Annotated in this window: 19 protein-coding genes and 1 pseudogene; 11 read left to right on the top strand and 9 right to left on the bottom strand. The window is 61.8% G+C overall.

Features of this window, described 5'->3' with window-relative positions; all coding sequences use genetic code 11:
* Positions 1 to 67 precede the first annotated feature (67 nt).
* From H7B90_RS16070 to H7B90_RS16055, 4 genes are all read right to left on the bottom strand, one after another.
* The gene (locus H7B90_RS16070) at positions 68 to 526 is read right to left on the bottom strand and encodes a chemotaxis protein CheX (RefSeq protein ID WP_185136911.1); all 459 of its coding nucleotides are present in this window, start codon (positions 524 to 526) and stop codon (positions 68 to 70) included.
* Positions 527 to 722: 196 nt separating this feature from the next.
* A complete protein-coding gene (locus tag H7B90_RS16065) occupies positions 723 to 2,000 on the bottom strand; it encodes an MFS transporter (RefSeq protein ID WP_311772737.1) in 1,278 nt (425 codons plus the stop codon).
* Between the two features lie 241 nt (positions 2,001 to 2,241).
* A complete protein-coding gene (locus H7B90_RS16060) occupies positions 2,242 to 2,829 on the bottom strand; it encodes a PadR family transcriptional regulator (RefSeq protein ID WP_185136909.1) in 588 nt (195 codons plus the stop codon).
* 6 nt (positions 2,830 to 2,835) lie between these two features.
* On the bottom strand, positions 2,836 to 4,374 hold the full coding sequence (locus H7B90_RS16055) for an MDR family MFS transporter (RefSeq protein ID WP_185136908.1): 1,539 nt from the start codon (positions 4,372 to 4,374) through the stop codon (positions 2,836 to 2,838).
* Positions 4,375 to 4,574: 200 nt separating this feature from the next.
* Here H7B90_RS16055 and H7B90_RS16050 point away from each other — a divergent pair, with 200 nt between their 5' ends.
* From H7B90_RS16050 to H7B90_RS33020, 3 genes are all read left to right on the top strand, one after another.
* Positions 4,575 to 5,477 carry a LysR family transcriptional regulator gene (locus H7B90_RS16050; RefSeq protein WP_185136907.1) on the top strand — a complete coding sequence of 301 codons (903 nt, stop codon included), beginning with the start codon at positions 4,575 to 4,577 and terminating at the stop codon, positions 5,475 to 5,477.
* A 45-nt stretch (positions 5,478 to 5,522) separates the two neighbouring features.
* Positions 5,523 to 6,338: a histidinol-phosphatase gene (locus tag H7B90_RS16045; RefSeq protein ID WP_185136906.1), complete on the top strand. Its 816-nt coding sequence runs from the start codon at positions 5,523 to 5,525 to the stop codon at positions 6,336 to 6,338.
* Positions 6,339 to 6,995: 657 nt separating this feature from the next.
* Positions 6,996 to 7,982, top strand: coding sequence for an EamA family transporter (locus H7B90_RS33020; protein WP_260411073.1), 987 nt, complete (start codon positions 6,996 to 6,998; stop codon positions 7,980 to 7,982).
* A 126-nt stretch (positions 7,983 to 8,108) separates the two neighbouring features.
* On the opposite strand, the pseudogene H7B90_RS16030 reads toward H7B90_RS33020, so the two are convergent.
* Positions 8,109 to 8,802, bottom strand: a pseudogene (locus H7B90_RS16030) (pirin family protein).
* 28 nt (positions 8,803 to 8,830) lie between these two features.
* Entirely contained in the window at positions 8,831 to 9,229 is a 399-nt protein-coding gene (locus H7B90_RS16025; protein WP_185136905.1) for a DoxX family protein, read from the bottom strand.
* Positions 9,230 to 9,383: 154 nt separating this feature from the next.
* Here H7B90_RS16025 and H7B90_RS16020 point away from each other — a divergent pair, with 154 nt between their 5' ends.
* Positions 9,384 to 9,692, top strand: coding sequence for a winged helix-turn-helix transcriptional regulator (locus H7B90_RS16020; RefSeq protein WP_185136904.1), 309 nt, complete (start codon positions 9,384 to 9,386; stop codon positions 9,690 to 9,692).
* Positions 9,693 to 9,930: 238 nt separating this feature from the next.
* Here H7B90_RS16020 and H7B90_RS16015 read toward each other — a convergent pair whose 3' ends face one another.
* Positions 9,931 to 10,671 carry a sensor domain-containing protein gene (locus H7B90_RS16015; RefSeq protein ID WP_185136903.1) on the bottom strand — a complete coding sequence of 247 codons (741 nt, stop codon included), beginning with the start codon at positions 10,669 to 10,671 and terminating at the stop codon, positions 9,931 to 9,933.
* A gap of 177 nt (positions 10,672 to 10,848) precedes the next feature.
* On the opposite strand from H7B90_RS16015, the gene H7B90_RS16010 reads away from it, so the two are divergent.
* From H7B90_RS16010 to H7B90_RS15980, 7 genes are all read left to right on the top strand, one after another.
* Entirely contained in the window at positions 10,849 to 12,417 is a 1,569-nt protein-coding gene (locus H7B90_RS16010) for a response regulator transcription factor (RefSeq protein WP_246578438.1), read from the top strand.
* Positions 12,418 to 12,423: 6 nt separating this feature from the next.
* Positions 12,424 to 14,250: a sensor histidine kinase gene (locus H7B90_RS16005; protein WP_185136901.1), complete on the top strand. Its 1,827-nt coding sequence runs from the start codon at positions 12,424 to 12,426 to the stop codon at positions 14,248 to 14,250.
* 124 nt (positions 14,251 to 14,374) lie between these two features.
* Positions 14,375 to 15,760 carry an ABC transporter substrate-binding protein gene (locus tag H7B90_RS16000; protein ID WP_260411072.1) on the top strand — a complete coding sequence of 462 codons (1,386 nt, stop codon included), beginning with the start codon at positions 14,375 to 14,377 and terminating at the stop codon, positions 15,758 to 15,760.
* 85 nt (positions 15,761 to 15,845) lie between these two features.
* A complete protein-coding gene (locus H7B90_RS15995) occupies positions 15,846 to 16,730 on the top strand; it encodes a carbohydrate ABC transporter permease (RefSeq protein ID WP_260411071.1) in 885 nt (294 codons plus the stop codon).
* 3 nt (positions 16,731 to 16,733) lie between these two features.
* Entirely contained in the window at positions 16,734 to 17,537 is an 804-nt protein-coding gene (locus H7B90_RS15990; protein ID WP_185136899.1) for a carbohydrate ABC transporter permease, read from the top strand.
* 16 nt (positions 17,538 to 17,553) lie between these two features.
* The gene (locus tag H7B90_RS15985; protein WP_185136898.1) at positions 17,554 to 20,556 is read left to right on the top strand and encodes a glycoside hydrolase family 2 protein; all 3,003 of its coding nucleotides are present in this window, start codon (positions 17,554 to 17,556) and stop codon (positions 20,554 to 20,556) included.
* A 631-nt stretch (positions 20,557 to 21,187) separates the two neighbouring features.
* Complete coding sequence (locus H7B90_RS15980) at positions 21,188 to 22,081, top strand: M15 family metallopeptidase (RefSeq protein WP_185136897.1); 894 nt, start codon at positions 21,188 to 21,190, stop codon at positions 22,079 to 22,081.
* A 72-nt stretch (positions 22,082 to 22,153) separates the two neighbouring features.
* Here H7B90_RS15980 and H7B90_RS15975 read toward each other — a convergent pair whose 3' ends face one another.
* Together H7B90_RS15975 and H7B90_RS15970 are read right to left on the bottom strand one after the other, a co-directional pair.
* A complete protein-coding gene (locus H7B90_RS15975; RefSeq protein ID WP_185136896.1) occupies positions 22,154 to 23,620 on the bottom strand; it encodes a DUF4179 domain-containing protein in 1,467 nt (488 codons plus the stop codon).
* A complete protein-coding gene (locus H7B90_RS15970) occupies positions 23,613 to 24,137 on the bottom strand; it encodes a sigma-70 family RNA polymerase sigma factor (protein WP_185136895.1) in 525 nt (174 codons plus the stop codon). Before H7B90_RS15970 ends, H7B90_RS15975 begins: the two co-directional genes overlap by 8 nt.
* Positions 24,138 to 24,167: the final 30 nt, after the last annotated feature.

Below are 24,167 nucleotides of genomic sequence, written 5' to 3'. Positions count from 1 at the left end.
GGCCCCTGACGGGGCCCGCGTACTCACAGTATACGATTGATGATGCCGGCATGCAATCGCCCGGGGATCAGGCGATGAGAACCTGAATCTCCATCTCGCCGATTCCGTCCATAATGAGAGGCACCGCCAGAGCCCTTCCCGGCGTGAAATGGTCCACGAAGTCGGCGCGCATGATGCGGGGCGGCGTAATGTCGACCCGAACGCCCTGGTTGTACAGCAGGGTGCTCGCGTTGCCGCTGATCATGTTGCCCAGCTCGGAGATGGCGCTCCGGCCGATCTCGTCGATCTCGGTAATGACGAAGCCGCCCATCATGGCGGAGATAATCTTCAGAGCCACCGTCTCGCTCAGGCCGAATACGATATTCCCGCTCATCTGGCCCGTGAGCCCGATCTGAATCCAGACGTGGTGATCGACCAATTGAATATCCTTGACGGCCAGCTGTCCCGTGCTCGGACGAATCTGCACCATTTGTTCGATGACGTTGCGCGCAGACTCCAAAAACGGGTTGATGAACTCTGCCTTCATGTAGGTACGCCGCCCCTTTGCCTTATTTTCCGATGTCTATGGCCGCATTTAGTTTCCTTTATTATACTGAAATCGGCAGGACAAGTATACCTTTTTTTCCGAATAGCTGGGACTAACGAATTAAGGGGCGCACCCGGGAATGAAGGATTATGTCGAAAAATGGCTCGTCAAAACGCCGCAAAATGGTCGTCTATTCCTAGGATCGGGTTGCGGCTTCTTCGCACCCCTTCTTGTAATTCACGGTCGCGAGAAGCGCGATTCCGATGAAGAAGAACGCGGAGATCGCGAGAATCGCGGGGCGCGACGAGCCCGTCGCGAGGCCGACGACGGCGAACGCGAGAGGGCCTGCGAGCGAGAAGAACCGGCTCGAGAAGCTGAGGAAGCCGTTAAACTCCGCCGTTCGGTCCGGCGGAATGAGCTTGCTGTAGATGGCGCGGGAAGTCGACTGCGCCCCGCCCTGCACGAGGCCGACCAAGATGGCCAGCGCGTAGAAATGCGCGGCGTTCGTCATGAAGTAGCCGAGCACGACGATGACGAGATAGACCGTCAGCGCGGCGTAGAGCATCTTGAAGCCCCCGAGCCGGTCCGCCAGCTTCCCGAACAGCCATGTCGCCGGGAAGCCGACGATCTGCGTCAGCAGCAGAGCGGCGATCAGGTGCTGCTGCTCGAGTCCGATGTCGGTGCCGTAGCTGGTCGCCATGACGATGATCGTGTTGATCCCGTCGAAGAAGAACCAGTAGGCGACCATGAACTTGAACAGCTCGGGGTACCTCTTGATGCCGGCCAGCGTATCCCGGAGCCGGCGGACGCCCGTCATGAACAGCCGCGCGGCCGGCTCCGCCTTCGCCGCATGAGGCTTCGGCTCCTTCACGTTCCGGAACAGCGGTAGGGAGAACAGCAGCCACCACAGACCTACGGAGAAGAAGGAGATTCTCGTCGCCATCGTCTTGTCCGGAATGCCGAACGTTCCGGGCGCCAGGATCAAAGCCAGGTTGACGGCGAGCAGGACGCCGCCGCCCAGATACCCCGCCGCGAATCCCCTCGCGCTCACCCGCTCCCTTCGCGAAGGGGACGCCACGTCGTTCAGCAGCGCGTCGTAGAACGTGTTGCCCGCTCCGAAGCCGACCATGCCGATGACGACGAGGACGGAAGCGAGCAGCCAATCGCCTTCGCCGATCGCGAACATCCCGCAGCTGGCCAGCGCGCCGAGCCAGGTGAAGAAGGCCAGGAACTTCTTCTTGCCGCCCGTATGGTCGGCGATCGCGCCGAGCAGCGGCGACAGAAGCGCGACGACGATCGCCGCCGTCGTCTGGGTGAAGCCCCAATAGGCGCTGGCCCGGCCTTCCGCCAGCCCGACCGCCGCGACGCTGCCGTAGAAGGTCGGCATGACCGCCGCCATCACCGTCGTGGCGAAGGCCGAGTTCGCCCAATCGTACAGAATCCAACTCCGGACCGCCTTGCGTTCGTCCAGCACGCCATCGCCTCTTCCTTTTCGCGCCCAACCGCTCGTTCGGCCGTAACTGCCTCGTTCGGCGCATCGTTTAGGTGCCGGCCGCATGAGCCGGCCGTTCGATGCCCGCGCTTTTTCGACATCGATTTCGACATCGGCGAGGCGATTCCCTGTCCGGCTTCCGGGCTTAACGAAGATTTTACATTCGGCGAGCAAAAAAAACGCCCGAGGCTTCCGCAGCCATCGGGCGATTCTCTCTTCCTTTTTATCGGGTTCCTCTCGGAATCCAATGTCCGTCTTCGCCCCGGATCTCGGCGTAAAGGCCGCTCTTGGCTTCGGAGATCATCTCCTCCAGCCATTCTTCCTCCGCCCGCGCGTACAGAAGCATGCCCCGGATCATTCTTCGCGAGCTGTTCGGCATGATCTTGCCCCGATCGTTCAGCCCGCTCTCCAGCTTCGCGATTCTCTTCCGGCACACTTCGAGCTGCTTCGCGGCGATCTCGGCGATCCGCTCCTGGTCGCCGTGGCGCAGGAACGGCATCGCCATCATCATCGGGTGCTGGGGATAGGCCATCTGCCCGAGCTGCTCATAGAACAATTCCAGGAACCGCTCGCGGCCCGCGTCGGTAATGCGGTAGATCGTCTTGTCCGGCCGGTGCTCCCCCGGGACGGGGACGATCTCGGTCGCCTCGATCCATCCGTGCTCGCGAAGCTGGTCGATCGCGTAATAGAGCGATCCGTCGCGCAGCTTGAAGGCATGATCCCAGTTCCTCTGCTTAATGGCTTGCCTCATGTCGTACGGATGGCGGTCCTGTTCCATGAGCAGGCCGAGAATCATAAGCTTCATCGACATAGCCGGTTAACTCCGTTGCGGGCCTTGCTGGCCTTGCTGACCTTGCTGAGCTTGAAGCCGGGCTCTGCCCATCAGGATCGCGAACACGAGAGCGAGCAAGGGGAGAAGGGCCGACCATTGGAAAATGAAAATGATCGAGTCTCCCAGCTTCGCCAGCATCGCGTTCAACGCTTCCGCGGGAATCCCCATCTTCGCTTGGACAGCCGGATCGAGCAGCGCCTGCCCTCCCTTGATCTTCTCTGCCAGAGACGGGTCGGCTCCAGGCAGCGCATGGATGCCCGCCTGGAACTCATGCTTCTGGATGGCGCCGAACACGGTCACGCCGAGCGCGGATCCGATCGTGCGGAAGAACGTGATCAGCGAAGAAGCCGAGCCCTTGTACTGCGGCGGCACCGAGCTGAGCGTCGAGATGTTGAGCAGGGAGAACGAGACGCCCATGCCGAGCCCGACGACGATCATATATAGCGTAATCGTCAGGCGGCTCGTATGCAGGTCCATGGCGAAGCCGAGCAGCGCGCACCCGGCCAGCAGCGTAAGCGCAGAGAGGACCATCGAATTGCGGAACGGGAACTTCGTCGCGACGCGCCCGCCGAGTTGGCTGCTCAGGACGACGCCAAGCATCATCGGGGTCAGCACGGTGCTCGTCTGGGTCGCCGTCTTGTGGAACACTCCCTGGATGAACAGCGGGATATACGTGGCCGACGCGATCATGACGCCGCCGTACAGGAAGCTGATCATCATGCTGCTCGTGAACAGCCGCTTCCGGAACAGGCCGAGGGCGATGATCGGATCCTTCGCGAACCGCTCGGCGAAGAGGAAGCAGACGAGCAGAACGCCGGACAGGACGAAGAACGAGACGATCTTCCACGAATTCCATGCCCATCCGTCCGTTCCGCCCAGCTCAAGCGCGAACATGAGCAGGAGGATCGAGGCCGTCAGCAGGACGGCGCCGAGCCAGTCGATGCTCATCTTGCGGCGGTTCGCCGATTCATGATATCCCTTCAGGATGAACAGGAACGACAGAATGCCGATCGGCACGTTGATGTAGAAGATCCATCGCCAGCTGATGTTGTCGGTGATCGTCGCGCCCAGAATCGGGCCGAACACGCTCGACAGCCCGAACACGGCGCCGAACAGCCCCATCATCTTGCCGCGCTTCTCTTGAGGGAACAGGTCGAAAATAATCGTGAACACGATCGGCATCAACGCGCCGCCGCCGATCCCTTGGATCGCGCGGTACACGATGAGCTGCACCATGTTCTGCGCGGTGCCGCACAGAATCGAACCTCCCATGAACAGCGCGATCCCGAGCAGGAAAAACCGCTTCCGGCCGAACATATCGGACAGCTTGCCGAAGATCGGCGTGGAGACGACCATGGCGATCATGTACGCCGAATATACCCACGTGAATTTGTCGAGCCCGCCGAGTCTCTCGATGATCTTCGTCATCGCCGTGGAGACGATCGTCTGGTCGAGCGCCGACATGAACAAGCCGAGCAGCAGGCCGGCGACCACGAGGCGTACGCTGCTTCTCTTGGCGTCCATACAAACATCCTCTCTGATTGGAATATTACTCAAATTTGAATACTGCCTTCCTCATTATACTCAAATTTGAGTAAATAACAACGGCTTTATTCCGATTTTGCTCCCATCCGCCAAATCCCCTATAATGAGAGTAATAAGAAAAATGGTTTTTATATCCCGTCGTCGACACGATAAAGATTTTGAATGAGGGAGGCGGTTCGTTGAACATCAGCCAGCTGGAGACGTTGCTGACGATATCCAAGACGCTCAGTTTCCGCAAGGCGGGCGAGGTGCTCAACCTGACCCAGCCCGCCGTGTCGGCCCAGATCAAGAGCCTGGAAGACGAGTTCAAGGTCGTGCTCGTCGACCGCAACCATCCCGTGACGCTGACGGACCGGGGCCGCGTCTTTCTGGAGCACGCGGAGCGCATCTTGTCCGTCGTGGAAGAGCTGAAGCAGAAGCTGTCCGATCTCGACCAGATCCCGCAAGGGCACATCTCGCTCGGGACGACGACTTCGATCGCCATTCAGATTCTCCCCCGGGTGCTGTCCTACTTCCAGAACCAATACCCGCTCATCAAGACGTCCATCCAGTCGATGTCGTCTTCCCAGGTGCTCGCCAGCGTAGAGAACGGGGCGGTCGACATCGGCATCGGCTACCTGACCGAGCGGAGCCCCCATGTCGAGACGTCGGTTCTCTATTACGACACGTTCGAACTGGTCGTCTCCCCTTCCCATCCGCTCGCCCGCGTAGAACGGGTCACTCTGGACATGCTGAAGGACGTTCCGCTTATTATGCTCTCCCCCGACACGCTGGGGCGAAGATTCGTCGATCGCGTGCTGCAGGAGTATCACATTACGCCGAACGTGGCGATGGAGCTGGGCAGCAGCGAGGAAGTGAAGCGGATGGCCGAGCTGAACCTCGGCGCCGCCGTCGTCTCCAAGCTGTCGATCGCCGGGGAGCTGAAGCGCGGGACGCTGAAGATGATCCCGGTGCGCGAGTTGGAGGTCAGCCACCCGGTCGGCGTCATGACCAAGTCGGGCCGGTACAAGAACAGCGCGATGAGGCAATTCCTGAACGACTTGAAGGGGATGCCGGAAGACCAATTCATCGGCAGCGAATAGCCGCCGCCATACGAGCAGCCGGACGGGCGCAAGAGGAGGATACTTATGGACAAATTTGACCTGCACACCCATCACGACCGGTGCGGACACGCGGACGGCGTCATCGAGGATTACATCAAGGCGGCCATCGAAGCCGGAATGACCGTGATCGGAATCTCCGACCATTCTCCCTACTTCGCGCACGAAGACGATCACCCGAATCCGAAGATCGCCATGGCCCGGAGCGAGTTCCCCCGCTACGTCGAAGAGGTGCTGCGCCTCAAGGACAAGTACAAGGACCGCATCGAAGTGCTTCTCGGCGTGGAATCCGACTTTTTCCCCGAACATATCGACCTCTACCGCTCGGAGTACGAACGTTATCCGTTCGATTATATTATCGGCTCCGTCCATCAGACGCGCGGCATCAGCATCTTCAACCGCAACCGGTGGAAGAATCTCGACAAGTCGCTGCATACCGGCGAGAAGAAGCATTATTACGAGCTGATCCGCCAGTCGGCCCATACCGGATTGTTCCAGGTGCTCGGCCACATCGACGCGATGAAGGGCTATTACCCGGCGTTCTCCGAGATCCCGGGAGCGGAACGCGAGATCGACGAAGCGCTGAAGGCGGTGGCGGACAACGACATCGCCATCGAGATCAATACGAGCGGCAAGACGAAGGACGCCGGCGGCTGGTATCCGTCGGACGCGATCTTGGAGAGAGCCCTTCGCTTCGGCGTCGACGTCACGTTCGGCTCGGACGCGCACGTCCCATCGCGGGTCGGAGACGAATGGGAGCAGGTGCGGGCTCGGCTGAAGGAGATTGGCTATTCCCGCTGGGTGTATTACCGTTCGAAGCGGAAGGTCGCGGTCGCGTTGTAGTTGTAGAAGTAAACGTTTATTGAAGCAAAACGGCTTCGGATGGCCCGTTTACTAAGGGAACTTGTCCTGGAAAATTGGGGGTTGGACTCGGTTCTGCCTCGAAAAGGCGCCTACTTGAATGGTGGATGAAAAATCGTACAAATTCTGCTTCAAGAAGGCGTCTTGCTTGAATGGTGTACGAAAAATCATACAAAATCTGCTTCAAGAAGGCGTCTTGCTCGAATGTTGTACGAAAAATCATACAAATTCTGCTTCAAGAAGGCGCCTTGCTTGAATGGTGTACGAAAAATCATACAAAATTCATCGCCTTGTTTTTTTCCGACGGTGCTGTTCGAATAATCACGCAAGTGAATCCGCCTGCCTGCGGTGAAGCCCGCTATGTCGGCGAGATTGGGCACGCCGGCCCGTCCATGACGCACGGAGCTTCTTCACGATAGGATCCATTCGTAGATATGGACCCCATCATGGATAACGGAGCTTGTTTGAAATAGATCATGCTTAGAAAAAAAGAGAGCCCTTCACCGCTGAAGGGCTCTTCAAAATATGAAAAGGGGGTCTTGGTACATATTGTACCCGGGGTGTGAGACAGGGACGTAACAGCAATATTTCAATTGTGTGACAAAAGCGAGTTTATCCTCGAAGGACGGTGCTTGACGTTTGTTGTGGTTCGCGACCGCTCTCGGCAGCGCGCTCGTGTTCGGTCTGGCGGGGCTTCTCATGAAGGTCAGCCAGATGCGGGGCGGCGCGCGGTCCTCTTTGCTCCTGGGGCTGTACGCCGCCGGCGCCTGCGGGTTCTTCGCCCAGGCGCTGATCGCCCGAACGTGGGAGCCGCTCGACTGGCGGATCTGGGCGTGGGGGGCCGTCGTCGGGCTCGGCTCCGCCTGGGGCAACCTGCTGTTCATGAAGGCGCTCGATTACGGGCCGGCCAGCCTCACGTCTCCTCTGACGAACGCGAACATCGTCTTCGTCGTCGGGATGGGCGCCCTCTGGTTCGGCGAGCCCGTCCGCGCGATCGCCCTTGCCGGCGTCGCCGCCCTGCTCGCCGCCGTCGTCCTGCTGTCGCTCAAGACGGAGGGCTCCTATTCGATCTCGGACAAGCGGTGGTATCCCCTCGTCGCGGGGGCGATGCTGCTGTTCGTCTTCCGCAACGGCGGGCTGAAGGTGACGGATTCGCTCGGCCTCGACAGCTCGTCCGTGCTCTGGGCCGGCTACTTGCTGTCGTGGCTCTGGTTCGGCGCCGTCTCGCGGCTGGAGCGTTCGCGGAATCGGCCGGATGCGGGAGCGACGGGGATAGGGACGACAGATATAGGAACGACGAATATAGGGACGACGAATATAGGGACGACGAATATAGGGACGACGGATATAGGGACGACGGAATCGCGGGTCGCCGGAGTCGGCCATTCTCCCCGCTCCATCGGCTGGTTCTGGGGGTTGGCCGCCGGCGTCTGCTCGTACGGAGGCCTTCAACTGTACGCCATCGCCATCGCCCAAGGCCCGTCCTATCTCGTCGCGCCGATCTTCGCCACGAACAGCCTCGTCGTCGCGTTCGGCTCGCTGCTGCTCTACCGCGAGAAGCTGACTCGCCTTCAGGCCGTCGCGCTGCTTCTTCTGCTGGCCGGCCTGCTGCTCGTAAGGGCGTAAGCTTGCGCCGGCCATGGGAGTAACGCGGTTACTCTCCTTTCGCAGCAGCCGGTTACCGCCATTGCCAAGCGCGAAACGGGGCAGCCGTTCATGTCCTTGCTGGACATGCGGCTGCCCCCGTTATCGTTACGGCAGATCGATCAGCATCAGTCTCGCGCCGGCGGCGGACTCGAAGACAAGCTCGCTCTCTTCTTCGATTCGCGCGGCGTCCCTGCGTTCGAGCGTCTCCGCCCCGTTCAGGCGAAGCTCTCCTTCCAGGAGTCTTCCGCTCCGGCGACTGCCGGAATTCCGCGCGGCCTCCCGCTTCCAGCTCGGTCAAGTAAATCGCCATGTCTTGATGGACATGGGCGATCTTGCCCTCCTCCGGCGAGGACGAAGCGATCGGGACCCAATTCCCGCGCAGCGATTCCGGATCGAACTTCGTCGTCTCGTAGGAAGGCTCGAGCCCCTTCGCCCCCGGCAAAAACCACATCTGGAGCAGCTCGAGCGGCTCGCTCTCCGATACGTTGAACTCCGAATGGTAAACCCCCGTCCCCGCGGACATCCGCTGGATCTCGCCCCACGTCGTGGCGGCCCGGTTGCCCAAGCTGTCCCGGTGCTCGAGGAATCCGCTCAGCACGAGGGTGACGATCTCCATCTCGCGATGGGGGTGCATGCCGAAGCCTTCCCCCGGAGCGATCCAGTCGTCGTTAAGCACCCGCATCGGCCCGAATTGCACGTACCGGGGATCGTAATAATCGGCGAACGAATAGGAGAAGCTGGACTTAAGCCAGCCGTGGTCGGAATGATGGCGGTCGTCCGCCTTCTGGATTCGAATCATAACAATCGCAGCCTCCTTCGTTGTCGATTTAGTTTACCCACAAGGAATCCAGCGAATAGTCGCCGGGGCCGGCCAGACCGACCGCCAGCGCGACGACGATCAGGACCAGGTTGTACTCGAAGCCGTTGCTCGTGACCCACAGGCCGTTGCGCCCATGTACCTTGAAGATGGCGATGAGCATCGTCAGAATGATAAGTCCGGCACCGACCCAAGTCAGGAAGCCGAACGCGAACAAGATTCCTCCCCCCAGCTCGGCCAATCCGGCCAGCAGCGCCATCGCGTAGCCGGGCTTGATCCCGATCGAATCGAAGTAACCCGCCATTCCCTTCAGTCCGTATCCGCCGAACCAACCGGCCAGCTTCTGCATCGCGTGTCCGGCGAACAAGACGCCGATGACAACCCGTACGATCAACATTGCGATATCCATACGATGATCACGCCTTTCTGAGTAATGTGTTGTTGCTATGTATCTATACTATTTTAACTTACTTACTTTTGTCAAGTTAAAAAAGAAATGAATGTTTCTTCTTACTTTTCGGAAGCGTTTATGCTATCATGGAACATAGAAAGGGGGGAGCCGGATGGACTATTCCAAGATGTGTCCCAAATTCGAGTCTGCCGCCGAATTGCTCGGCAAGAAGTGGACGGGCCTCATTATTCGGGTATTGATGGGAGGTCCCAAACGGTTTAAGGACATCAAGGAGCAGATCCCCGACATGAGCGACAAGATGTTGACCGATCGCATGAAGGAGCTCGAATCGTTAGGTGTCGTTAAACGAACCGTTTATCCCGAGATGCCCGTGCGCATTGAATATGAGTTGACCGAGAAGGGCCGCGACCTGGAAGAAGTGACGAACTCGATCCAGGCTTGGGGCGAGAAGTGGATGTAACCTCGGACGGCCGGGATAAGCTGCAATAGCCTTGCGCTCCACATAACAATCGCCCTCCTGACGGCTGACGCGGCCGGGGAGGGCGATTGCTTTGTGGGCGAAGATGACGGCGTCAGCGCGGATGCGGCACAGTGAGCCAATCGGACTCAGCCATTGAGGCGCTTCGGCGGTCTGCGCCCGCAAACAGCAAAAGAAGCTCGCCGGGCGAGCTTCTTTTCTCTCGTTGCATTTACAACCGTCAGTGAAGCGGGATGGCCGTTCTCTCCTCGTACTCCTCCGCGGGAAGCGGAGCGGCGAACGCGGCGGACGGATGGCGGAAGGCGAACATGCGCACCCAACCGTCGTAGATGCGGCCGAAGTTGCGAATGACGGGAGCCAGGAACAGCAGCAGGAACAGCCCGATCCCCGCCACGACGAGTGATCTCTGGAACGGCGAGAGCGGCGGCAGCAGCAGGTTGAACACGTAGTCGTCGTAGAAAAGCTCGTACTGGTACAGGTATACCGATACTTTGTAAGCGGCCGGAGCGAGCATCAGCGCGAAGATGACCACCGGGATCGTGAACGAGACGACGAACAAGGCGAGGCTGATCGGGAACTGCGCGATATTGTAGAAGATCGCCTTGAACCCTTGAAGGCTCGTCACCGTCGCCAGCCAAGTCCGCCAGCTGGACCGAGCCGCCGGCGCCGCTTCTTCGGCGACCGCCTCCTCTTCGCTCCAAGCTTCCGCGGCGACGGCCTCCTCGGCCGGCCGTGAGCTTCTCTTCTCTCCCCTTCTCCAGCGGCCCCAATTCAGCTGGTCTTCCCGCATCCTCCGCTCGCACCAAGCCATCGTGCCCGCCAGAATCGGAATGCCGATGCCGACGATCGATAGAGTGAGTCCGAGGCACAATCCGACTACCCCGACCACGAACATCGCGATTCCCCGCGGCAGTCCCGCCATCAACATCTTCCAAGCCTCGTAGGCGCTCGATTTCTTCATTGTCGCACAACTCCGTTTCGTATCTTGGTTGCCTTCATTGTACCAACCCCGCAGCCGCGGCATCAGCGTCCGGAGGTTGGGAAGGCCCCCGACTTGCGTCTAGGCTTGACGGACCGAGTCGCATCCGTTCACAATGAAGCGACGAAACTCGAAGGCTTGGAGGTTCAACCGGTGAAAATGAAAGTGATCATGGTGGACGACGAAATTCTGGCTCTCGAACACCTGAAAAGCCTGATCGACTGGGATACGCTCGGCTACGAATTGACGGGCTGCTTCACGAATCCGAAGAAAGCGCTGTCATTCGCAATCGAGAACAAACCTCACCTGCTGATCGCCGATATCCGGATGCCGATCATGGACGGGCTCGAACTGGCGCGGCAATCGCAGGCGGCCGGCCTGTCTCCCCGCATCGTGCTGCTCACCTCCCACAAGGAGTTCGAATACGCCAAGGAAGCGATGAAGCTCGGCATCTCCGATTATTGGGTGAAGCACGAGACCGACGCGCCGACTCTAGCCCGGGAGCTGGAGCGTCTGCGGAAGGAGCTGCTGGACGCGTCCGAAGTCCGGGCCGCCGTCCGCAAGCAGCTGCTGGGCGAACTGCTCGCCGGCCGGACGCTGACGCCGGACCAATGGCGGACGATCGCCGGCGACCGCGCGAACGCCGAGACGCTGCGGCTGCTCGCGGTCCGCAAGGACAAGCCGCTCGCCGTCATCCCCGAAGCGGCAGCCTTCGGCGGCGGCGCGGCTCCGCTCGAGCCCGGCCCGCCCGAAGAGGCGGAGGACGAGGACGACTGCCTCGCCCCCGTCGCTTCCCTTGTCGCCGGCGACGCCGTCTGCGTCCTGCTGGCCATGCGCGGAACCCGCAGCGAGCTGCGCGCGCGCGAACGGCTGCACGCCGTGGCCGACCGGCTCCGGGCGGCCTTCGAGCGGCTTAACGGGGGACGGGCATCGGTCGCGGTCTCCTCCCCGGTCCGGGACTGGCGGAAGCTTCCCGAAGCGTACGCCGAAGCTTCGCGGCTGCTGGAGCGGTCGGCGTTCGGCCGGTATGGCGGCGTTCTGTTCCAGGACGACGAGACCGCGCCGGCGGCGCCGCAGCCGGACGGCCGCGGGCCGGACGCGGAGCCGCATCTGGCCGCGCTGGACGAAGCCGTCCGGCGACGCGACCAAGCTGCCGCCGCGGAGGCGATCAACCGGCTGTTCGCGTCCCTCTCCGCCGCCGGCGACTTGGCCGCGCTGACGGAGAGCTGCCGCCGGCTCGTCGCGACGCTTAACCGGCTGGGCGCCGAAGGCGGGCTCCCTTCCGTCGCCCAATCGTGGAACGAGGGGCGGATCGACGCCCGCCGGTGGATGCGGCCGGACGACGTTCGCGCCTGGTTCCTCGAGCGGTACGAGCTGGCCCTTAACGCGACCGGGAGCGCGGCCGCCTACTCGCGCAAGGTGAGACAGGCGCTCGACTACATGCGCGAGCGCTATGCCGAGGAAGTGACCTCGGACGCGATCGCGGAGCACATCGGCATCAGCAAGGACCACCTGCGCCATCTGTTCAAGGAAGAGACCGGCGAGACCGTCCTCGACGCGCTGACCCGAATCCGCATCGACGAAGCGAAGCGGCTGCTCCGGGACGGAAGCCTGAAGATCTACGAGATCGCCGAGCGCGTCGGCTACCGGAACGGCCAGTACTTCAGCCAGGTGTTCCGGAAGGCGACCGGCATGAACCCTCTCGAATACGCGGAAAGGCGGGAATAGCCTCCGATGCGCCTCAAAATCCGCACGAAAATTATCGCCAGCGCGCTGCTCGTCGTCTCGTTGTCCCTTCTGCTCAGCGGCTTCCTGACCTACGATTACGCCACCGGCATTATCCGGGACCAATCGATCAAGGACAGCAAGACGAAGCTGGCGCAAATCTCGTCCCAGCTGAAGCGGACGCAGGACCAGGTCGTGAAGACGGCCGAATACATCGTCTCCGACGAGGAGATCCGCGCCCTCGTCTACGAAGCGCCGAGCGAGAGCTTCGAGGAGAATTACTTCCGCAAGTACACGGTGCAGGAGAAGCTCAAGCGGTTCACCGCCCTGAACGACTTCATTCTGAACGCCCTGATCGTACGTCCCGACGGAGAGATGTTCTCCAACAATTCGGGGTACGAGGACTACTTCGCCGATTACTTGAAGCAGCCGTGGTTCGAGAGGCAGAAGCGGGAGCGCAGCGGCTTCTCGGAGCCCCATCCCTTTTTCTCCCTCGGTGGCAATCGCCAGGCGTTCAGCTACGTGCTGAAGTATCGGCCGATCGGCATGAACGAGACGAGCGACAGCTATCTCGTGCTCGATATCGCCTACACCGAGATCGACGAAGCGTTCGCCCGGAGCGCCGGGGACTTCGCCCGGATCGAGCTGCTGTCCGGCACGGGCGGGGTGCTGTACCGGTATCCCGCTTCCTTGTCTTCCGAGCGGGACGCGTTCACGGAGGCTGCGGCTTCTTCCGCCGACGACTACCTCGAGGACCGCAGCCGGATCGCGCTCGTCAACGATTCGATGGCCCAAGGCTGGCGCCAGGTCGCGGTCTTGTCGAAGACGAAGCTGTTCGCGAAGATCAATCATATTTTCTACTACTACATCGCCATGATCGGCATCGGCTTCCTGTTCAGCCTGGGGATTATGCTCCCGATTATTCTTAATCTGACCAAGCCGCTGTCCCGCCTGACGAACGCGATGAAGCGGGTGTCCGTCGGGGATCTCCAGACGAGCGTCGAGATCCGCAGCAAGGACGAGCTCGAGATTCTCGGCGCCGGCTTCAACCGGATGGTCGCCGATCTGAAGCGCAACATGGAGACGTCGATCCGCGACGAAGAGATGAAGCGGAAGATGCAGATCGACCTGCTCATGGCCCAGATCAACCCGCACTTCGTCTACAACACGCTCAACACCGTCATCTATCTGTGCCACGCGGAGCGCAACCGCCAGGCCATCGAGATGACCCAGGCGCTAATCGCCATTCTGCAGGATACGGTGAAAACGGGGGACGGAGCCGTGTTCGCGACGCTGGACGAGGAGCGCCGCATCGTCGACCGGTACGCGGACATCCAGAAGACGCGGTACCCCGGCAAGTTCGAGCTTCGCTGGGAGATCGCGGACGGGCTCGGGAACGCCGTCATTCCGCGGATGCTGCTTCAGCCGCTCGTGGAGAACGCCATCGTGCACGGCCTGTTCCCCGTCGACCGCGATCCGGGCCTTATCGTCGTACGCGCGCGGCTCGACGAGTCCCGCCAGCTTCGGCTCGAAGTCGAGGACAACGGCGCGGGCTGCCGGCCGGGAACGGAGAACGGGAACGAGAGCAGGGACGGGAACGGGGACGGCGATCGGCACGGAGATGGGCATGGGGATAGGCATGGGGATGGGCATGAGCACCCTGGCCTCCATAAGGCGAACCCCGCCGCCAATCGGGAGCGGACGAGGGGCATCGGCCTCGCCAACGTGCGAGAACGGGTCCGCTATCACTACGGCGAGCCCTACGGAGTGTCCATCGGCGGCGCGCCCGGAAGCGGAACGATCGTCGCCGTCCGCCTGCCCTTCCGGCAACCCTAGAATCCGGGGGACGGATCGCCGGATTTTATACGAAATAACCGTTTTCGCTCGTTTTGCCTTATCGGATCCGCTGGTACCATAAATAGCAGAAAGCGCTTTCCACACATCTGAGGAGGGGTTCGATTTGACACTGCTTAACCGTAAGAAATGGATCGCGGCCACATCCGCGGCCGTCATGCTCACCGGCTTGCTGGCCGGCTGCGGCGGCGGGAACGACAACAACGCAAGCGGCGGCGCGTCGCCGTCCGGAAGCTCTTCTCCCTCCGGAGAAGCCAGCGCTCCCGCTTCCGCCGCGAAGCCGGAAGACCTCAAGGGCACCGTCAAGGTCTGGGACTGGGACGAGACGTTCCAGAAGGGCATGATTCCGGAGTTCAACAAGAAGTATCCGAACGTCAAAGTCGAAGTGACGGTCGTCAACCCGAACGACTACCTGCAGAAGCTGCAGAGCGGCATCGCCTCCGGCTCCGACGTGCCGGACATCATTCTCGGCGAGATGGCGTACCGCGGCAAGCTGTTCGACCTCGACGTGCTCGATAATTTGGAAGCGGCTCCATATAACTTCAAGCGCGAGGAGCTGCTCGATTACCTTCCTCCGCTGCTGAGCAACCCGAAGGGCGAGCTGGTCGGCGTCGACCAGGCGATCGCTCCGGCGGGCCTCGCCTACCGGCGGGACCTGGCGAAGGAGTACCTCGGCTCGGACGATCCGGCCGAACTCGAGAAGCTGCTGAGCAGCTGGGACGCGTTCATCTCCAAGGGCCAGGAAGTGAAGGACAAGAGCGGCGGCAAGGTGCTCATGTTCCCGGGCCTCGGCGACGCCTTCCTCGCGCTGCGCGGCCAGAACGCGGATGCCTATATCAACGGCAAGGAAATCGACCTTAGCTCCAAGATGCGCAAGCCCGTCGAGACGCTGTTCAAGATGAGAGACGCGGGCATCCTCGGCAAAAACGAGCTGTGGACCCCGGCCTGGGCATCCTCCATGTCCAAGGGCGAGTTCCTGTTCTATCCGATGGCGCCGTGGGGACCGAAGTGGCACATCTCCGCGAACGATCCGGAAGGCAAGGGCCGCTGGGGCCTCGTCAAGGCGCCCGAAGGAAGCTTCACGCGCGGCGGCACCTCGATCGGCATTTACAAGGACAGCAAGGTCAAGGAAGCGGCTTGGGCCTACATCCAGTTCGCTTACCTGTCGGACGAAGGCGGCCTGTTCAACTTCAAGACGTTCGGCAACATGCCGGGAGTCAAGTCGTTCTACGCGAACAACCCGCAAGTGCTGACGGAAGCCGGCGCTTACGACGAGTTCTTCGGCGGGCAGAACCTCGCCAAGTACTTCATGGACAACATCGTTCCCGGCGTCAAGGGCGAGCCTCAGACGAAGTACGACTCCATCGTGGACGGCGCGTTTAACGCCCTGTATCCGCTCTGGACGAAGGACACGTCGATCGACGCCAACGCGGCGCTTGCGAAGTTCGTCAAGGAAGTGCAGAACAAGGCGTCCGACGCCACCGTGAAATAATACCTGAAGAGGGATGCCGATGAAAGCGCAATCTACGGCCGTCAAGACGTCCGGCGCTCTCGGCGGGCGGAGAGGAGGGCCACGGATGTGGCCCTATCTTTTCTCCCTGCCGTTCGTGCTGGCCTACGCGGCCTTCCAACTGTACCCCGTCGTCTATTCGTTCGTCTTAAGCCTGCACGACTGGAACGGGATCGGCGCGAAGACGTATATCGGCTTCCGCAATTACGCCGACCTGCTCACCCGCGATCCCCTGTTCTTCAAGTCGCTGTGGAATACGCTCATCATGATGCTCATGTCCATTCCGGTCACCCTGATCCTAGGCGTCCTGCTCGCCTATTGGACGTTCCAGCTGAACAAGGGACGGAAGCTGTTCCAGACGGTCAACTTCCTCCCGTACATCACGACGCCGGTCGCGATCGGCTTCATCTTCTCCTACCTGTTCGACTGGCAGACCGGGCTCATCAACCTGGTCGTCGTCAAGCTCGGATGGGCGTCGGAGGGCGTCTACTGGCTGCAGGGAGAATGGACGTCCCGCATGATCATCGCTCTTATGGTCGTCTGGCGCAATCTGGGCTACTTCATGGTCATCTACATCGCGGGCATGACGGCGATTCCCCAGGACGTATACGAAGCGGCCAAAATCGACGGCTCGACCGGCTTCCACACGTTCACCCGGATCACGATGCCGCTGCTGCGCAACATTTCGGTGTTCCTCGTGGTCACCTCCGTCATCAACGGCTTGCAGCTGTTCGACGAGCCGAAGCTGCTGTACGGCGGCTGGTCGGGTTCGGCCCAGGTCGGAGGCCCGGACAACACGGCGCTGACCGTCATCTGGAAGTTCGTGGACGAATTGTTCATCTCGGGCACCCGGTTCGGCTACTCGTCGGCCATCGCTTACGCGCTGTTCGTCCTCATCGTCCTGTTCTCCGTCGTCAGCTACAAGATTACCGCGCCGAAGGAGGAGAAGTAAGCGATGAGAGGGCTCATGTGGTTCTGCCTGATCGTTCTGTCGCTGCTGTCCCTGTTCCCGTTCTACATCATGCTCGTCATGGGCACGCATTACACCGAGGACTTGTTCAAAGGCATCCCGCTCTGGTTCGGCTCTTACGTCGCCGACAACCTGCGGACGGTGTTCCAGTCCAACTTCGGGCGCGTCTACTTGAACAGCCTGCTCGTCTCGGCCGGCGGCGTTGTCCTGGCGCTGCTCACGAGTTCGACGATCGGCTACGCCGTCGCCAAGTTCGACTTCCGCGGCCGCCGCGCCCTGCAATGGTTCGTCGTCGTCACGATGATGGTGCCGACCCAGGTCGGCCTCATCGGCTACATTATCGAGATGCGCCAGCTCGGCTTCGGCAACACGCTGTGGCCGGTCATTCTGACGTGGGCCGCGTTCCCGTTCGGCGCCTTCTTCATGATCCAGTTCATGCGCGACTCCGTGCCGAACGATCTGATGGAATGCGCGCGCATCGACGGCTGCTCCGAGCCCGGCATTCTCTTCCGGGTCGTGCTTCCGATCGTCAAGCCGGGGCTGGCCACGCTGGCGACGCTCGTCTTCATCTGGTCGTGGAACAACTACTTGCTCCCGCTCGTCACGATCAACAACGCCCGCTGGTACACGCTGCCCGTCTTCATCTCCAACCTCGGCATCGTCCACCGCACCGATTACGCGGCCCGAATGGCGGCGCTGGCGATGACGACGATTCCGGTGCTTATTCTGTTCCTGCTCGGCTCGCGCACGTTCATGAAGGGTATGACCGCCGGCGCGGTCAAAGGCTGACGAGGGGGTGAAAAGCATGGACATAAACTCGAGTCAAAATGGAAATGGGCGACTCCGCGAGAGCTTAAGAACGGTGCAGGCTCTCGACGGACGTTGGAGGTTCCTGCTCGATCCGGAGGATCGGCACCTTGAGGCGCCTCCCGCGAGCTCCGCGTACTCGGACGAGATCCGGGTGCCGGGCTCCTGGGAGGAGCAAGGCTTCGGCTCGCCGCCCGCGGGATCGGCCATCGATACGTGGACGAAGAAGCTGGAGTACGAAGGCGCGGCCTGGTACTCGCTGGAGTTCGCATTGGAGGAGCCGGCGGAGAACGCGGAGAACGAGGAGAACGCGGAGAACGAGGAGAACGCGGAGAACGAGGAGAACGCGGAGAACGCGGAGAACGAGGAGAAGGCGGAGAAGGCGGAGAAGGATGCCGAGAAGCGAGGGGATGCGAAGGTTCGCCGCCGGCTCGTTATCGCGGGCGCGCGGTGGACGACCGCCCTCTGGGCGAACGGACAACGCATCGGCGAAGAGGACAGCTTGTCGGTCGAGCACGTCTACGACGTTACGGAAGCCATCGCGGCGGGAACGAACCGGATCGACATCCGGGTCGACAACCGGATGCGGCTGCCGCTCGCCGAGAGCCACATCCATACGCGGCATACCGCCACCGCCTGGGGCGGCATTACCGGCGGCGTGCGCCTGGAGACGACGCCTGCGACGGGCATCGGCCGCGCCGTCTGGACGCCGGACGCCGAAGCGGGCTCGTTCCGGTGCCGGGCGAGCTTGACGGGAATGGTTGAGCCCGGCGCCGGCCCGCTGACGCTGGAGCTGGAGCTTCGCGACGAAGCCGGGCGGACCGTGGGCGCTACGTCGGCCGATTTGGCGCCGGGCGCGAAGGAGGTCCTGCTCGAATGCGCGCTCGGCGCGGAAGCCGAGCGATGGTCGGACGTAAGTCCCCGCCTGTACGAGGCCGTGTTGCGGCTTCGCTCCGGCAGCGGGAGCGACGGCGGCGTCCTGGACGAGACGAGCGAACGCGTCGGCCTCCGCTCGTTCCGGGCGGAGGGCCGGCGCCTGCTTCTGAACGGACGCCCCGTTCTGCTTCGCGGGTACGTCGATTGCTGCATTTTCCCGCTGACCGGCTATCCCGTCTGGGACAAGGAGCATTACGCCCGGCAGTTCCGCATCGCGAAGGAGCACGGCTTCAACCACGTCCGGCTGCATTCGTGGAACGCGCCGGAGCCGTTCTGGGAAGCCGCGGACGAAGCCGGCATGCTCGTGCAGACGGAGCTGCCCCATTGGACGATGAACGTCTATTCGCCCCGAAGCGCGGTTCCGGACCCGGACGTGCACGACTTCCTTCGCCGGGAGCTGCGGCGGATCGTCGAACGGCTGAACCGTCACCCGTCCTTCGTTCTGCTGTCCATGGGCAACGAGCTCGCGGACGACAACGGGCACGATGCGCTGAACGAGCTCGTCCGGCTGGCGAGATCGTTGGACCCGACCCGGCTGTATACGGACAATACCGGCTTCGGCCAGCTTCCGGAAGGAGACCGCGAAGGAGACTTCTACGTTCAATCGCTGAATTGGCACGTGCCGCTGCGGACCGAAGAGATCGCCATGCCCGCCACGAACCGGGACATGAGCGCCGTCGCGAGCCTGACCGCGAAGCCGGTGCTCGGCCACGAGCACGCGCAATTCGCGATGTACGTACGGCCTTCGGAGAAGTCGAAATATACGGGCGTTCTGCGTCCCTCCTGGCTGGAGACGATCGAAGAGACGCTCTCGGCCAGGGGGCTGCTCGGGAGGGTCGACGAGTTCGTCGAGGCGTCGGGCTCCCATCTCGTCCGCTCGCTGCAGGAGGCGGTGGAACGGGTTCGCCGAACGCCGGGAGCGGCGGGATTCCAACTGCTCGATATTCGCGATTTTCCCGGGCAAGGCCATGCGACGACCGGCATCCTCGACGTCTTCTGGGACGCCAAAGGGATCGTCTCGCCGGAACGGTTTCGCCGGTGGAACGACGACTCCGTCCTGCTCATGGAATGCGGCGCCCGGACGGCGTTCGCGGGCGAGCCGATCGAAGCGCGCTTCCTGCTCTCGCACTATGGAAGCGAAGCCTGCCTGGGCGGCTGGATCCGTTGGTCGCTGTCGGAAGGAGACCGCGTCCACGCGAGCGGCGCGCTCGAGCTGAAGCCCGTCCCGCGCGGAGAGCTCGGTCGAGCCGGGGACGTGCGGATCGCGACGCCGGCGGACGGCGCCCATGCGTGGACGCTGCGGGCCGAGCTCGTCACGGAAGGCCGGACCGTCGCGAACGAATGGCGCTTCTGGTCGTTCCCGCGCCCCGCCCTCCTCTCCTTCCGCTCCGAGGGCCTCGGGAACGTATGGACGAGCAGCCCGGCGGTCAAGACCGCCATCCCCGACGCCATCGTCGAGCGGAACGCGGACTTCAGCGCGAAGGACCACCCGCGCCTTCGGGACGTCCGGCTCGTCGTCGCGGAGCGGCTGACGACCAACCTGCTGCAATACGTCGTCGACGGCGGCTCGATGTGGCTGCTCGCGACCGAGAGCGAGCTCTACGACAAGGTCGGGACGAAGTACTTGCCGGTGTTCTGGAACTACCTTATGTTCTCGGGGCAGGCGGGCGGCACGATGGGCCTCGTCGCGAACCGGCACGCGTCGCTCGGGGACTTCCCGCACGACGGCCGCTCGGATTGGCAGTGGTACCACTTGGTGAACGGGATGCCGGCTGTCTGCCTCGATTCGGTGCCGCACGTGAAGCCGATCGTCGAGCCGGTCGACAACTTCAACCGGGCGAAGCGGTTAGCGTACGCGTTCGAGGCGAACGTCGGCCGCGGACGGCTGTACGTGTCCAGCTTCGCGTTCACTAGGCCGGAGGATTTGAAGCGGCCGGAGAACTCCTACTTGTTCGGGAGAATCGCGCGCTATTTGGCGAGCTCCGACTTCCGGCCCGAAGCCCGGATGACCGTCGGGGATGTGCTCGGCCTTTTCCAGCTGCGAGGCATCCATACGTTTATGTAGTGGCGCAGGCTCCTTTTAGGGGCTCGGAATGCCGAATTTTTCGGCATTGGAGGCCTCTCGCGCCGGCCCGGATGCTCGGAATGCCGAATTTTTCGGCATTGGAAGCCTCTCGCGCCGGCCCGGATGCTCGGAATGCCGAATTTTTCGGCATTGGAAGCCTCTCGCGTTGGCGCGGATGCTCGGAATGCCGAATTTTTCGGCATTGGAGGCCTCTCGCGCTGGAGCGGATGCTCGGAATGCCGAATTTTTCGGCATTGGAGGCCTCTCGCGCGGCCCGGATGCTCGGAATGCCGAATTTTTCGGCATTGGAAGCCTCTCGCGTTGGCGCGGATGCTCGGAATGCCGAATTTTTCGGCATTGAAGGTCTCCCGCGCTGGAGCGGATGCTCGGAATGCCGATTTTTTCGGCATTGGGCCCCCGGAAGCATGAGAAACGCCCGCATCAGGAATAGTACCTGGTACCGGACCAAGCCGCATCTGGTTTTGCCGCCGCATTATCGCAGGAAGAGCGCATAGCCTCCTCCCAAAGTCCTATCTCCGCATCAAAAAGAAGCGGCTCGGCACAAAGATCGGACGGAAGCGAAACTTCTCGCCCCTGATTAACGTCTAGACATGGGGAGGGGAATCGGATTATGTCAAAAATCAAACTGCTCGCGCTGACGGCGACGGCCGCCGCCCTCGTCTGGGGAGGCATCGAGCTCGGCCAGTCGGTCGTATGGGCGGGCAAGAAGGAGCCGTCCCAAGCAACCGTCAAGGGAACGACGACGTCGGCCAAGCCGGCCGCGAACGCATCTGACAAGCCGGGAGCTTCGGGCTCGTCGGCCAAGCCTTCCGGCGGCGGACAAGCCTCCGCGCCGTCGGCGCTCGAGACGCTGCTCCGGCAGAACGCTCCGGACGCTACGATCAAGGCGAATGGGAAGGGATTAAACGTCATTACGAATGCGTCCAGCCTGCTCGTTCTGGTGAACAAGAAGCGGAATCTTCCTTCGAATTACGAGCCGGACGATCTGGTCGTCCCGAACGTGGAGTTCTCGTTCTCGGGAGACTCGCCGAAGAAGCAGATGCGCAAGCCCGCGGCCGACGCGCTCGAGAAGCTGTTCGCCGCAGCCGAGAAGGACGGCATCACGCTGAAGGCCGTCTCCGGCTATCGGTCCTATTCGAGGCAGAAGGCGCTGTTCGACAGCTACGCCGCCAAGCAGGGCGCCGAGGAAGCGAACAAGACGAGCGCGCACGCCGGCCAGAGCGAGCATCAGACCGGGCTGGCGATGGACGTCTCGGCTCCGAGCGTCAAGTACGAGCTGAACACGTCGCTCGGCGACAAGAAGGAAGGCAAGTGGCTCGCCGCCCACGCCCACGAGTACGGCTTCATCATCCGGTATCCGAAGGGCAAGCAGGATATTACAGGCTACACGTATGAGCCGTGGCATGTCCGCTACGTCGGCAAGGACGTCGCCAAGGCCGTGTACGAGTCGAAGCTGACGCTCGAGCAATATATGGAACAGTTCAACGACGCCACCAAGGCTTAATGGGGAAAAAGAAGCTCTCGCCCGCCGATCTCGAATCGGGGAGCGAGAGCTGTTTTTTTATCGGGCGGGGGACTACCAGATGCGAATTCGATACGGCTCGCGGATGTAGGACGGATAGTAGAAAAGCTGGAACGTGAGCGGCTGGACGTAAGGCAGTTCCTTTATATTCATATAACCTTCGCGCTTGCCCGAATCGTTCATCATCGAGCCTCCGGAGCTGCTGCTCCAGCCGTCGTAGCTCTTGCCCGCGCCGTCCTTCAGCGGGCCCCCTTCGAACAGGCTGGCATAGATCATTTTGTCCTCCTCCGGCACGTTATCCAAGGAGAAGCTAAGCTTGATTCCGTTGCTGCTTCGGGAGACGTTCTCAATCTTCAGTCTGTCGTCCGGCGCCTTCAAGATCCGCTTCTTGTCCAGATCGACGACGACCTCCAGCTTATCTCGATCGAGCGCCCGGAACCAGCTTCCCTCCACGTACAGCTCCTTCGGTTGATTAAAATAAGAGCTCTCGAAATAAATCGTCGTATCCTGCCCCCCGTTGGACGTCCACACATGGCCCGCCTCGTCGACGAGTTGCAGGTCTCCCGCGCCGAATATCTTCTTCGTATTGGCCGGATCGTACCCTACCTTCAGCGCGATGCGCAGGGGAGTGACGACCGCCTCCTGGAAAGTAATCTTCTGCCCTTCCACCGAGATCGTCTTGCCGATCGGGTACACGCGCTTCATGTCGGCGAATTTGGCCTTGTCGATGGCGAAGCTTACCCGGTATTCCGGTCCGCTCGAGTCCTCGGGCGGAAGCTCATCCCCGACGCGATAAGAAGGGCCCGACAGCCTCGTCGGATCCGCCTTCGGGAGTTCCTCGCCCGATGCGACCGTCAGCGTCAGCTTATCCGGCCAGCTCAGGCCCGGCTGCAGCCAGACGTCCATCGTGCCGCGGACGACGTTGCGCCCGCGCTCCACTGTCGCCTCTCCCCCATCTCCATAGCTATAGCCTGCGAGCAGCGATTGGCCCTGCGGATCCTTGAGCTCCGGCGACCGCATGCGGAACGGCTCCATATTCATGTCGTTGCGAAGCTCGTAAAACACGACCATCCGGGACTCGTCCACGATGATGCCGTTCACGGTCAGGCTGCGGCCGTCGTGCTCGTCCGTCGCGCCGATCGGCTGCATCAGCTCGTTCTCCAGCGCGAGCTTGATGCCCCGGTCTCCGTTCTCGATGAGATCGACGAACTTCTCGAGACCCGGGATATCCCGCAGCATCGTCGCGAAGGCGGGCGAGATCCGGATCGAGAACAGGCAGGCGACCAGGGCGAGACAAGCGGCGGCCGCGGCGACGGAACGATGGCGGAGGGCGCGGCGTCGGCGGTTCTTCTCGGCCTGTCCTCTCTTGATCCCGGCCGCGATGGCTTCGTCCAGCCGGGCATCGAGGGGATCGACCGGGCCGGGGACCTCCTCCGCCACGGATTGAACGCGAGGGTCCGGCGGCGATTCTCCTTCGCTCCCGCGCCCGTATTCGCGTTCCGGATCGTAACCGTTACGCATATTCTCCCCCTCCTTTTCTCCCATAGGCCGATCTTAATTGCTTCAGAGCCTTGTTCAGCCACGTCTTGATCGTCCCCTCCGGCTTCTCCAGCAAGCTGGAGATGTCCGTCAGCGTCATGTCCTCGTAATACTTCAGGATAATGATATGCCTGTACTTCGGCGCCAGCCGGTCGATCTCGACGCTCAGCCCGATTCGGTCGTCCAGCGACAGATCGTGAGCCAGAGGCTCCGGCAGCTCGCGAACCGGAATCACCCGGCGCCTCCGCTTCCTCTCGTCGATGCAGCAATGAATGAGAATGCGCGTGAACCAAGTGTGAAAATAACGCGGCTCCTTCAGCCTGCGAAGCTGAACGTAAGCCCGGCAGGTCGCTTCCTGGATCGCTTCGAGGGCGTCGCTCTCGTTCTTCAGGTAGGCATAGGCGATGCGGTAGAGCCGCTCCTTGCCGGAACGGACCAGCTCGTAGAATGCCTCGTCGTCCCCGTCCCGCGCGGCCGCGACCCGCTCTTCCGTCGTCATGCTCATCCCCCTTGTATGCTAAGAGCAGCT

It is taken from the genome of Cohnella xylanilytica, from assembly GCF_014212175.1.
Taxonomy (GTDB): domain Bacteria; phylum Bacillota; class Bacilli; order Paenibacillales; family Paenibacillaceae; genus Cohnella; species Cohnella xylanilytica.
This window is presented reverse-complemented; position numbering and strand designations above follow the sequence as displayed.